The organism is Acinetobacter sp. YH12236, assembly GCF_013417645.1.
Taxonomy (GTDB): domain Bacteria; phylum Pseudomonadota; class Gammaproteobacteria; order Pseudomonadales; family Moraxellaceae; genus Acinetobacter.
The window spans coordinates 84,091-95,788 of sequence record NZ_VPDM01000005.1 but is presented as its reverse complement, the minus strand read 5'-3'; the positions used below and the strand labels follow the sequence as shown (position 1 = coordinate 95,788).

Annotated in this window: 10 protein-coding genes; 4 read left to right on the top strand and 6 right to left on the bottom strand. The window is 43.6% G+C overall.

The features are described from left to right. The first annotated feature begins 127 nt into the window (after positions 1 to 127). Both FTV14_RS04290 and FTV14_RS04285 read left to right on the top strand, forming a co-directional pair. Positions 128 to 1,150 carry a YafY family protein gene (locus FTV14_RS04290; RefSeq protein WP_180053414.1) on the top strand — a complete coding sequence of 341 codons (1,023 nt, stop codon included), beginning with the start codon at positions 128 to 130 and terminating at the stop codon, positions 1,148 to 1,150. Between the two features lie 459 nt (positions 1,151 to 1,609). Next, positions 1,610 to 3,280, top strand: a complete 1,671-nt coding sequence (locus FTV14_RS04285; protein ID WP_004783900.1) for an FMN-binding glutamate synthase family protein — start codon at positions 1,610 to 1,612, stop codon at positions 3,278 to 3,280. Positions 3,281 to 3,364: 84 nt separating this feature from the next. On the opposite strand, the gene FTV14_RS04280 is transcribed toward FTV14_RS04285, so the two are convergent. From FTV14_RS04280 to FTV14_RS04265, 4 genes are read right to left on the bottom strand one after another with little or no spacing between them, the layout of a single operon-like run. Further along, positions 3,365 to 4,408, bottom strand: a complete 1,044-nt coding sequence (locus FTV14_RS04280) for an alpha/beta hydrolase (protein WP_004783902.1) — start codon at positions 4,406 to 4,408, stop codon at positions 3,365 to 3,367. Continuing rightward, complete coding sequence (locus FTV14_RS04275; RefSeq protein ID WP_180053413.1) at positions 4,408 to 5,547, bottom strand: YdcF family protein; 1,140 nt, start codon at positions 5,545 to 5,547, stop codon at positions 4,408 to 4,410. The genes FTV14_RS04280 and FTV14_RS04275 overlap by 1 nt, the downstream gene beginning before the upstream one ends. Before the next feature lie 5 nt (positions 5,548 to 5,552). After that, positions 5,553 to 6,590 (bottom strand): UDP-N-acetylmuramate dehydrogenase, encoded by a 1,038-nt coding sequence (gene murB, locus FTV14_RS04270; RefSeq protein WP_180053412.1) that lies wholly within the window; start codon positions 6,588 to 6,590, stop codon positions 5,553 to 5,555. A 3-nt stretch (positions 6,591 to 6,593) separates the two neighbouring features. Continuing rightward, positions 6,594 to 7,103: a low molecular weight protein-tyrosine-phosphatase gene (locus tag FTV14_RS04265; RefSeq protein ID WP_180053411.1), complete on the bottom strand. Its 510-nt coding sequence runs from the start codon at positions 7,101 to 7,103 to the stop codon at positions 6,594 to 6,596. A 118-nt stretch (positions 7,104 to 7,221) separates the two neighbouring features. Here FTV14_RS04265 and FTV14_RS04260 point away from each other — a divergent pair, with 118 nt between their 5' ends. Beyond that, entirely contained in the window at positions 7,222 to 8,379 is a 1,158-nt protein-coding gene (locus FTV14_RS04260) for an iron-containing alcohol dehydrogenase (protein ID WP_125278997.1), read from the top strand. A gap of 54 nt (positions 8,380 to 8,433) precedes the next feature. Then, positions 8,434 to 8,868, top strand: a complete 435-nt coding sequence (locus tag FTV14_RS04255; protein WP_159123193.1) for a thioesterase family protein — start codon at positions 8,434 to 8,436, stop codon at positions 8,866 to 8,868. A 6-nt stretch (positions 8,869 to 8,874) separates the two neighbouring features. Here the strand turns inward: FTV14_RS04255 and dnaX are convergent, their stop codons facing one another. Both dnaX and FTV14_RS04245 read right to left on the bottom strand, forming a co-directional pair. Continuing rightward, positions 8,875 to 10,965: a DNA polymerase III subunit gamma/tau gene (gene dnaX, locus FTV14_RS04250; RefSeq protein ID WP_180053410.1), complete on the bottom strand. Its 2,091-nt coding sequence runs from the start codon at positions 10,963 to 10,965 to the stop codon at positions 8,875 to 8,877. Between the two features lie 275 nt (positions 10,966 to 11,240). Beyond that, positions 11,241 to 11,684 carry a copper resistance protein NlpE N-terminal domain-containing protein gene (locus FTV14_RS04245; RefSeq protein ID WP_004783916.1) on the bottom strand — a complete coding sequence of 148 codons (444 nt, stop codon included), beginning with the start codon at positions 11,682 to 11,684 and terminating at the stop codon, positions 11,241 to 11,243. Between the last annotated feature and the right edge of the window lie 14 nt (positions 11,685 to 11,698).

The following is an 11,698-nucleotide window of genomic DNA, read 5'->3' as shown; positions in this document are numbered from 1 at the left end:
TTCACCAAGATGTTTACGGATTGTAGGACAATTGTTGCGCAGAATAACTTGCGAAAAAAATCCAGATTTCTTATTGTGGTAAGCTCATATTTAATTTGTTTCCACTGATTGCCAGTAAAAATACATTATGTCAGCACAAGAAAAAGAAACCTCCAATAGCCTTTACCGCCAATGGCAAATCTTGTCGCGTCTTTCTACCGGCAAATGGATGGGAACCCGTGAACTCCAAGAAATCCTGAATCGTGAAGGAATCGAAATCAGTTTGCGTACCATTCAGCGTGATCTGAACCAGATTGCCCAGCGTTTCCCGATTGAGAGCAGTAAAACCACGCCCCAAGGCTGGCGCTGGCGTTCAGATGCCCCGATTCAAAGCTTGCCGCACATGACCAGTTCACAGGCAGTGACCTTTATGATGGTGGAAGAGCATCTGAAACATTTGCTGCCACCTAGTCTGATTGAAGAAATGAATCCTTGGTTTGATCTGGCTCGACGCAGCCTGTCTTCACAAAATAATGTACGACAATGGATTAACCGGGTCAGAATCGTGCCAGCTACCCAACCGCTTATTCCGCCTGTCGTTGATAAAACGGCCCAACAGGCGATTTACGAAGGCCTGTTACAGGACAAACAGCTGGAATGTGTTTATCAGGGTCGTGGTCATAATGGCGAAGAGAAAACCTATATTTTAAATCCGCTGGCATTAGTGCAAAAAGGTTCAATTATCTATCTGGTCTGTACCCGTCATGATAAATCGGATATTCAGACCTTTGCCCTGCACCGTTTTAAATCAGCAGAGGTGCTGAATTCTCGTGCCCTACACCCGGTAAATTTTGATATTGATGAATATATTGAATCTGGCGCTTTAGGATTCCGGGTCGATTTTAACCAGCCAACGGAAAATGTATTGCTTCAATTGAGCATGCCTGAATCTGATGCACATTATTTTGAGGAAAGTCAGCTCAGCAAAGATCAAAAAATTGAAAAAATCGAAAATGGCATGGCGCTGATTAGTGCGACTGTGCCTTTTACCTCACAACTGGTCTGGTGGTTACGCAGTTTTGGCAATAAAATCAAGCATATCGAACCAAAAATAGTGGCAGATGCTGTTTATCAAGTAGAGGAAACTGATTCAGCTTCTTCCAAAGAGTAAAAAAGTCCCCATTTTGGGGACCTGATCAATTTATCATTTTATTTTTATTATTGCTCTGGTGGTCTGCTACTGAGCCAGTTTGCTTTCCTCTTGCCCCAGAAAACAGACCGGATGTGTCACATTAGAAATTAAAGAGTACGGCAGCATGAGCAAGCCAGCTCTGCATTATTAAAACGGATCGATTTTTTTGTCATAATTTACACTCCTACTGTGGGGGTAAAATCACTATAAAACGCTTAAGCCTGTTTTTGAAATAAAAAGAATGCATGCCTTTTGCACAATTTTTCCATAGAAGATTATTTGGAAAATTTATTATCTATCTTAAAGTCAGGTATAACCACCATCATTCCATTTTCAGCAAGCTTATAAAATTAAAAAACAATTCTATGCTTGTATAAGCCAGGCAGCTCTGCACATTATTAAACGCTATCGTAGTGGAAATAGGGATTTAATTTCATAATGGCTAACCCTGCGCAATTAGTACGACACAAATTACTTAATACTTTCTTTTCACGGCATTCGGTCTGGTTTGCCTGCATCACCATCGCCGTTATTTTTACGATTTTTCATATCGGTTATGAGCCGCGCTATATTTATTATTTTATGCCGGCAACCTTAGTGAATACACTATGGATCGTTAGTATTCTGCTGAGCCTGCTAGGCCTATATGACGTCTTGCAGAACAGACATTCAATCTTAAAAAATTATCCGATTATGGGCCACTTCCGTTTTATCTTTGAAGAATTCCGCCCCGAAATTCGTCAGTATTTTATCGAAGCAGATCGGGATGCTTTGCCATTTTCACGTATGCAGCGTAGTCTGGTGTATCAACGGGCCAAAAATGAAAATTCAGATAAGCCCTTCGGCTCAATCATGAATGTCTATGAAGAAAACTATAAGTTTATTAGCCATTCCCTCACCCCTTGCCGACCTGCTGATCCAGAAACCTTTCGCATTCTGATCGGCAATGAACAATGTACCCAGCCTTATTCTGCTTCCATTTTGAATATCTCGGCTATGAGTTTCGGGAGTTTAAGTGCCAATGCGGTTCGGGCTTTAAATCTTGGTGCGCAAAAAGGCAAATTCTTTCATGATACCGGTGAAGGTAGTATCAGCCCTTATCATCTGGAACATGGCGGTGACATTGTCTGGGAAATTGGTAGCGGCTATTTTGGCTGCCGGACCTTAGAAGGTCAGTTTGATCCGGTAAAATTTGCAGAAAAAGCTAAGCTACCTCAGGTAAAGATGATTGAAATCAAGCTTTCACAAGGTGCCAAGCCTGGACATGGGGGGATTTTACCTAAAGCCAAGATTTCAGAAGAAATTGCTCAGATTCGCGGGATTAGCCGTGAACATGACTGTGTCTCACCTTCTGGACATCCGGCGTTTAAAACCCCGATTGAAATGATGAATTTCATTCAACAACTACGTGAGCTTTCTGAAGGTAAGCCAGTCGGATTCAAGCTTTGTCTAGGTCAACCTTGGCAATTTATGAGTATGGTGAAAGCCATGCTACATACCAAAATTTATCCTGATTTTATTGTGGTAGATGGATCTGAGGGCGGTACCGGTGCTGCACCAATTGAATTGATTGACTATATGGGTACTCCTTTAAGAGAAGGTCTTTTGTTTGTGCACAATACCTTGGTCGGTGCAGGATTGAGAGACAAGATTAAAATTGGTGCAAGCGGGAAAATTATCAGTGCCTTTGATATTGCTAGTACCATGGCACTTGGAGCTGACTGGGTTAATTCAGCGCGCGGATTCATGTTTGCAGTCGGATGTATCCAGGCTCAAAGTTGTCATACCAATCAATGCCCTGTGGGAGTCACTACTCAAGATAAAGAGCGTCAAAAAGCCCTGCATGTCCCGACTAAGGCCGAGCGAGTGTTTTATTTCCATAAAAATACAATGCATGCCCTGTCTGAGCTAATCGCTTCAGCAGGTTTAAAACATCCTTCTGCTATTAAACCGCATCATCTGGCACAGCGAATCAGCAATCATGAAATCAAGAACTTTGCCCAGATTCATTTCTGGCTTAAAGAAGGTGAATTATTACATTGCGAAAATAAAGATGAGGAAAACTTTTATTTCCGTATGTGGAATATGGCCAAATTGGAAAGTTTTTAGACTTAGAATAAGTGAAATTTAATCGAGTTAGACAAGAAAAAGGCGTTTACTAAAACGCCTTTTTTTAATTGAGAGTGTCACAGTCTAATAATAGGTCTTACTGCCATGCGCATGTAAAAAGGCTGGAATTAAACCTGTTAATGCTGCACGGATATCCGCGCGTTCATTAATCAATTGATGTGAACCTTCTTCCAGCATTAGCAAAGTTTGCAGGCGGAACTTGCGCCGGATAAATTCAATATTGTAACGCCAGTCCACTGTCTGATCCTGAGCACCTTGAGCTAACCAGACAGGGATACGACAGGCTGGACGTGCTTCCATTTCCTGCATCCAGCGTGACATCGCCAGAATCCAGTCCATGCCCATCATGCGGGGTTGCAAAGGATCTTTGAGGCGGATAAAACGCAGAAATTCAGGATTATGGTTATTACGACGGAAATGACGTGGTACTTCACGCTTGATCCGGCTGATAATGCCGAGTCCGAGCGGATTATGCCACCAGGCAGTTTTAGCCGGACGAATCAACGGTGACAATAACAGCACGCGATCTACAAACGGATTTTCACGTCGTTCTGCAAATTCGAGCAAATGATGCATCCAGATCGCACCACCGGTACTCTGTCCAATACCGACCCATGGTTTAGGTAACTGCTCGGCATGTTTGACATAGCGATATACCGCATGCAAAACCTGCTGGTAATGGTCAAAATTCTGGATACTGGCAGATGAACCATCACTCAGACCATGCCCCGGCAGATCATAGGTTAGAACGCTAAAACCCTGTTCCAGCAACTCACGTACGATCGGCTGATAAATTCCGCTATGTTCCAGATATCCATGTAATAGAAACGCTGTTCCCTGAATTTTGTCAAAACGGGTATTTTCTAGATTAGGTGTAAATACTTGCACATGCAGTTTAAACAGCGGCATCTGTACATAGCCCTGCCAATGCTTGCAATCCAGTAAATCAAAACCATACAGTCTGCGATAAGACAACAGATCAATAGTGGGCTGGTCATCCCTATTCAGGTTTAAGGGCTGTAAAAGCTGTGGCGTTGTTTCCCTGCTTGGCACAGGTAAATCCAGCTGTTTCAGGATGGTCGGGTTTAAAAACGGAATATCAGACATTAAGGCACCTCCCGACAGTCACTGGAGCCAAACCACATATCGCGGATAGTGGCCAGCATTTCATAATTGGCACGGCGACTATGATCATAATTTTGTCGACTTGGACGCCAACGGGTCAAGGACTTCGGCATCGGTGCTTCCACTGGAATCGTTTGAATACCATTCAGTGCAAACAGACGACGGGTACGCGGCATATGATAACGGTCGGTAATCAGAATCACAGTCGGTGCCCCACCTTTTTTTTGCAATAATAACGAGCTGAAACGGGTATTTTCACAGGTATTCATGCTGCGGTCTTCAAGCAATTTGGCATCGACATTGTAATTTTGTAACCAGCGCTGCATATACGGCGCTTCCACACCACTCAATACGATCGGTAACTGATACTGTTTTTCAACTGCGAGTGTAGTTTCCAGACGCAAACGGGTATAGTCATTGACCACAATATCCTTACCATTTTCATGTAAGGTCAGACCACCACCTAGAACCACAATGGCATAAGGTTTAGACTGATTGACCGGTTTCTGTTGCTGCTGTTCTTGCAGTAAAGCCAGATCTTCCTTGATTTCTTCTTTCGCTGTGACCTGAACGGCGCTCGCTTCTTCATCTTCCAGGGGATGAGTCGTTAAGAATTCAACATATTGTTCAATCCGTTCCTTGTTTTCATTACTGTCCCATTCCAGCAGTTCGCGGACCTTCTGAGTCGGGTCAACGGCTTCCACAGGTTCTTGCTGAGACAATAAAGGCACTTGTGCAGGTTGGTTCTGTTCTGCTTTTTCTTCCTGCTGTTCACGCTGATGTTCTTCAATCATCTGTTGCAGTATCTTGTAGCGTGCCTGAATCAGCATCAGATTGGCAGAATGATTTTTCTGGATATCCTGCTCCATCACACGCAAATAAGCCTGACGGGCAATCCACTGATCAGAACCTGGTTCGAGCGTATCATCTTCACTCAAGGAAGCCATTTTCTGGCTTTGTGCTGCGACTTCGTTAATTTCAAAAGACACAAATCTGTTGAGTCCCTTAACTACAAGCTGCGAATAAAATGGCGAATAGATCAACATCACTAGACAGCCGAAAAATACAAACAGTCCTGCGACGATTTGTACTAAACGGACCATCCAATGGGTGTTTTTCATATACGTTATTTATCCTGATGAGATCGAATTAAGCCTTTACAATCAAATAATACCGGTTCAGGTTCGAGCATAATCTTGAATTTGTCCCAGACAGCCTGCTGTACTGCGCCATAGGTTTGACGGACATCCGTCAGAGAAGCATGACCATAGTTCACCAGAACCAGTGCTTGTTTATGGAACATGCCAACTGGCCCAAGCTGTTTCCCCTTCCAGCCTGCCTGATCAATCAGCCAGCCTGCCGCCATTTTAACCTGATCATTGGCCTGCGGATAATGGGGCAAATTAGGAAAATGCACAGCAATTTGGTCAAAAACCTGTTGATTTACGATAGGATTTTTAAAGAAACTTCCCACGTTTGGAAATTCTTTAGGATCAGGCAGTTTGCTCTGACGAATCCGGATCACCTGCTGCTGCAAGTTTTCTGCTGTGAGATTATCACCCACCGCTGCTTTAAGATCACCATAATTCAGTTTCAGATTTGCCTGTTTTAGTAATTTAAAAGTAACGTGTGTAATCACATAACGTGTTGGATCATCTTTAAAAATACTATGACGATAGGAAAAATGACAGTCTGAAGCAGGAATGGAATCAAATTTTTTCAGCTTACGGTCATAGACCTCTACCGCATGAATAAATTCGCCGACTTCGACACCATATGCCCCAATATTCTGCACTGGAGATGCGCCGACCAGTCCGGGAATCAGGGCCAGATTCTGTAGACCATAGAGTTTCTGTTCTGTCGTCCAGAGTACGAAGTCATGCCAAACTTGGCCCCCACCTACCCGCAGAAATTGATGCTGCTCATTTCCTTCCAGCATTTCAATGCCCTGGATATCCATATGCAGGACGAGTGCATCAATCTGTTCCGGCAATAACATATTGCTACCGCCAGAAAGAATCAGCACATTCAGTTGTTGCTGCTCAGCAAACTCCAGTGCAGCAATCAGATCATCAGTTGATTGGATCCGGCTGTAGTAAGCGGCAATCGCTTCGAGATTTAGCGTATTAAAAGGTTTAAGTTGAACCTGAGTCTGAATCTGCATGACTTAAACCTTTTCTGTTTGATGTTGTTTAAAAATTTCTACCCAAGCCCGACTGCTGGACTCACATTGATTCAGGACACGTTCAAAACCATCTGCCCCGCCATAATATGGATCTGGCAAAGCCTGTTTTGGATAGTCCTGATCATGTTCACTCATTAAAGCAACCTGGGCACGCAGGTGTCCAAATTCAGCCTCTGCCTGATGCTGAAGCGCCTGAATATCTGCCAGATTTTCCAGATCCATCGCCAGAATCAGATCATAGTCAATAAAATCATGGGTTTTGAGTTGACGTGCACGCAAAGCAGAAAGATCATAACCCCGTTTTAAGGCATGTCGCTGGCTACGCAAATCAGGTGCTTTCCCCGGATGGTAATTACTGGTTCCTGCTGAGTTGACCACAATATCGAGTTTCTGTTCATCACAATAATGTCTGAGTACCACTTCTGCCGTGGGAGAACGACAAATATTTCCCAAACAAACACATAACACCTTATATGGCGTTCTGGATGACATAAACAACCTCAGAGTTAATCATTTTCAAGATACTTATGTTAAGTTATTTACCTGATGAATCCTATATCACCGCCCCATAATAATTTTGTATTTGCGATAAAAATTAAAGGATAAAGACATGAATCGATTTCAGTTTCAAACCGTTCCCAACATCATCGCCGGCCTCGGCACGATTCAGGAATTATCCTCTATTCTCAAACAGGGCCGTTATCAGCGTGTTTTACTGGTCACTGATCCAGGCATGCTACAGCATCAATTACACCTGCCTATTCTGGAAATTATTGAAGATGCGGGACTGGATTATGCAATTTATTCCGATGTACAGGCCGATCCACCTGAGCATGTAGTGCTTGAAGCAGCAGATTTTGCCAAACAGGAAAATGTCGATATCGTGATTGGCTTTGGTGGTGGCAGCTCTATGGATGTCGCCAAGCTGATTGCAATCTTGAGTCATCCGGCACAGCACCAATCTTTGTCTGATCTGTATGGCGTAAATCAGGCTACTGGCCCCCGTTTGCCCTTGATTTTGGTTCCTACCACTGCAGGTACGGGATCTGAAGTTACTCCGATTTCAATTGTCACTACAGGTGAAACTACCAAAACCGGAATTGTGGCACCGATCCTGTTTGCAGATACTGCTATTCTGGATGCAACATTTACCCAGAATCTGCCGCCCTTAATTACTGCTGCGACTGGCATTGATGCCATGGTTCATGCTATTGAGGCTTATACCTCTAAAATCAAAAAAAATCCTTATTCCGATATGCTGGCCAAGCATGCTTTGAAACTGTTAAATGCCAATCTGCAACGTGTGCTGGACGATGGGCAGGATCTGGACGCACGTCAAAACATGCTGGTTGGTTCTATGCTGGCAGGTCAGGCCTTTGCCAATGCACCGGTTGGGGCTGTGCATGCACTGGCTTATCCATTAGGTGGGCATTTCCATATTTCACATGGACATAGTAATGCACTGGTATTAACTGAGGTGATGAAATTTAATACGCCGGATGCCAAAGCCCTCTATGCCGAACTGATGTGCTGGTTAGATCCACAAAGCAAAGGCTGCCATGATGGCCTGACTGACCTGTTTATCGATCATTTTAATAATCATCTGGTGAAAAGTGGCTTAACCCTAAAACTCAAACAGTTAGGAATTCCTGAACATATGCTGATGATCATGGCCGAAGATGCCATGAAACAGAGCCGCCTGTTACAGAACAATCCACGTGAACTTACTCTGGAAGATGCTTACAACATTTATCAGGCGATCTATTAGATTTAGGATTATTTTCGACTCAGCAGATCTAGCCACTACAAGTTATTTAAAAATATGAAAGCAGCTCTTAAACAACGCGAACATTATTCATTTTTTCTGCCGATACAGACTCGTTGGGCGGACAATGACCTGTATGGCCATGTCAATAATGTCACTTATTACAGCTATTTTGATACGGCCGCGAATGCCCTTTTGATTCAGGAAGCCGCATTTGATCCCAAATATTCTCCAATGATTGGACTGGTGGTCAGCTCGCAATGCCAGTTCAATCAGGAGCTGTCTTATCCGGAAATTATTGAGGTAGGTGTCGCCATAGAAAAAATGGGGAATAGTTCTCTCAGCTATGATCTGGCAATCTTTAAAATGAATTCTGATACGGCAGCAGCTCAAGGCAGTTTTGTGCATGTGTTTGTCGATCGCTACACACGAAAAAGCACCCCGATTCCAACTGAAATGCGGGATGCTTTAGCACGTTTTGTCTCAGTCTAAAATATTTTATTTCAGCTGAATATTGTGCAATTCACCATCAAACTGTTCCAGCAAGTCACGTACAGCCGGTTCAGCATGCAGCAGCTCTTCTGCGCGTTTAAAAGCGCGTACTTTACGTTCTTGCTGCATGGTATATGGCGTTAACTGCTCTACATCTTCAAACTTCACCTGGAAAATGGTCTGTGGCCATTGTTCCCGCAAAGCTGCTTCCAGATGATGTTGTAGCTGCGACAAAAGCGGCTGATAACGCTCTGGAATATGAAAGACCGATGCTGCATTAATCTGACCAGTCATGATGCCATACTGAGCCAATTCCTGAACTGCCGGAGATAACTGGCTGTTACGGAACCAGAATTCCCATTTTTCTACCGTCCATTCACCCTGCATATCCTGTACCGGAATTTGCAGAATATCCTGAGGCATCAGATTACGGTCTGTAGAAATATTTGTATTTTCGATCTGAGTAGATGCAACCTCAGTCTGAGTAGAAATTTCTGGCTGGCTTTCATCTGCTTTATGAATCACTTGTTCTGATTCAGGAGCTAAAGCATCCAGACTAAACTCGGATTCTTGTTCTACTGGTGCAGCAGTATCATTTTCAGGAATGAATTCTTCTAAGAGAAAATCATCACTGCTGGCTTCAGGGCTGGATGGAACAGGTTCTGCAGGAACATCGTCAAAACCAAACAGGCCATCTTCCAGGTTTGGATCAAATACAATCTGATCAGACTCAGATTGTTCTACTCTAGTTGATTCAGCTTGTATGACTTGAGGCTCAGAATTGGTTTCTGGCTCGTCTTCATCCAGAAAATCATCCGAAGATGGTTCAGACTGTGCAGTGACTGGATGATTATCCTGCTCGTCTTCATAGCCAGCATCTAATGAAAAATCTTCTCCAGTAGCTTGAGCAACCGGCGCACTTTCCTGCTGCGTTATCTGATTTTGCTGTGGAGCTGAAGCAGCAGGTACAGCTTGTTGTATCTGAGCTGTATTAGTTGGAATTTCATTGGGCTGTAGCGGACGGAAGGCTAGCAAACGCAGCACCGTCATCTCAAAGCCTTGCTCCTGCGTAACCGCAAGCTGTAGGTCAGCCCGGCCTTTACAGGCAATCTGATAATACAGTTGCAAATCTTGTGCTGAAATCAAAGCCGATAACTGCATGATCTTTTGATTGATCTCGGCACTGTATTTCAGGCTTAAATCTGGCAGGTATTGTAATAAAGCCAGTTCATGCAAGGTAGAAATCAACTGATCTAATACCAGTGATACATCCAGCGCCTGCTGACGGAATTGCAATAATAATTCGCTAACACGTGCTTTCTGGTTCTGATGAATAGCCAGAATCAGATCATAGATGATGGTTCGGTCGATCAAGCCCAGCATGTCTTTGACATCCTGATGCTGAATGGCACCCTGTCCATAGGCAATCGCCTGATCGGTTAAGGATAAGGCATCACGAAGCGAGCCCTGGGCTGATTCGGCAATCTGCCAGATCGCATCCTGATCAGCCTGAATGCTTTCTTTCGTCAGGATATTGCCCAGATGTTCGGTAATTTCATCGACAGCCAATGGACGCAAAGTGAATTGCAGACAGCGAGAAATAACTGTAATCGGCAACTTTTGTGGATCTGTGGTTGCGAACAGGAATTTGACATGCTCCGGTGGTTCTTCCAGTGTCTTTAATAGAGCATTGAAGGAATGCGTGGACAGCATATGTACTTCATCGATCAGATAAACCTTGAAACGACCCTGAGTTGGCGCATAAGGGACATTGTCCAGCAGCTCACGGGTATCTTCGACTTTGGTACGTGATGCCGCATCGATCTCAATCAAGTCAATAAAACGGCCTTCATTGACGGCGGTACAGGTCGGACATACCTCACAAGGAGTCGAAGTAATACCGGTTTCACAGTTCAAGCACTTCGCCAAAATACGTGCAATCGTGGTTTTACCAACACCACGCGTTCCCGTAAACAAATAGGCATGGTGCAAACGGCCACGCTCCAGTGCGCTGGTTAAGGCACGTGAAACATGGTTTTGACCGACCAATTCGTTGAAATTGCGGGGACGGTATTTTCGCGCAAGTACTTGATACATGTATGCTCCTTTTTACAGGTCTAAGCATACTGTTTTTTTATAAAATAGTGAATGAATTAATCAGTTATGATCTGGAGAGATAGACCTATCAATCTGATTTAAATCAACTATCTCGAAGCTGTTTGCTCCATTTTTATGCCTGACTGAAATATCAGGATAGTTTTAGTATATTTGGAAAATAAAATATCTATTGATCTACCATCTATTTGAGCGGATTAATACAATCTTAGAAATAAAAATTTCTGATCAAAGATAAAGGATTGGGTTGAATCTGTTTAAGCGAATCGCCCTAAAATAAAATCACTCTGCATCTGGTAGCGTTTACCGCTTTTGTCTTCACGGATTTCCAGCACATGCTCTTCCAGATCAACATACAGTAAATTACGAGTCGCTACATTCACCAACTCAATCTTCTGATGAGAATCATCTTGGAAACGAATCGGGCCACTAAAGGTTTCCACCTCATTATGACCACTCAGGCTTTCACGTTCTAAAGTATAAGTTTGATCTTCGTGCAGAGTTAGCATGACAGCCATACCTGGACAATCATCACAACGGGACAAGCAGCCCATGCAAGGAGTTGTACCCTGATACTCTCCCGCCCATGCTGGAATCTGTGCCTTGGCTTCAACAATAGTATTTTTAGCTGATTGGGTTTGATCCTGACAACCGAATAAAGCACCGGTTGCCACTAAGGGAATCAGTATTACTTTTTTCATGGTTTCATTTCGCA

What these genes read in the sequence shown, in the direction of transcription:
- FTV14_RS04290 (WP_180053414.1), top strand. Translation starts at nt 128, where the DNA reads ATGTCAGCACAAGAAAAAGAAACCTCCAATAGCCTTTACCGCCAATGG.
- FTV14_RS04285 (WP_004783900.1), top strand. Translation starts at nt 1,610, where the DNA reads ATGGCTAACCCTGCGCAATTAGTACGACACAAATTACTTAATACTTTC.
- FTV14_RS04280 (WP_004783902.1), bottom strand. Translation starts at nt 4,408, where the DNA reads ATGTCTGATATTCCGTTTTTAAACCCGACCATCCTGAAACAGCTGGAT.
- FTV14_RS04275 (WP_180053413.1), bottom strand. Translation starts at nt 5,547, where the DNA reads ATGAAAAACACCCATTGGATGGTCCGTTTAGTACAAATCGTCGCAGGA.
- murB (WP_180053412.1), bottom strand. Translation starts at nt 6,590, where the DNA reads ATGCAGATTCAGACTCAGGTTCAACTTAAACCTTTTAATACGCTAAAT.
- FTV14_RS04265 (WP_180053411.1), bottom strand. Translation starts at nt 7,103, where the DNA reads ATGTCATCCAGAACGCCATATAAGGTGTTATGTGTTTGTTTGGGAAAT.
- FTV14_RS04260 (WP_125278997.1), top strand. Translation starts at nt 7,222, where the DNA reads ATGAATCGATTTCAGTTTCAAACCGTTCCCAACATCATCGCCGGCCTC.
- FTV14_RS04255 (WP_159123193.1), top strand. Translation starts at nt 8,434, where the DNA reads ATGAAAGCAGCTCTTAAACAACGCGAACATTATTCATTTTTTCTGCCG.
- dnaX (WP_180053410.1), bottom strand. Translation starts at nt 10,965, where the DNA reads ATGTATCAAGTACTTGCGCGAAAATACCGTCCCCGCAATTTCAACGAA.
- FTV14_RS04245 (WP_004783916.1), bottom strand. Translation starts at nt 11,684, where the DNA reads ATGAAAAAAGTAATACTGATTCCCTTAGTGGCAACCGGTGCTTTATTC.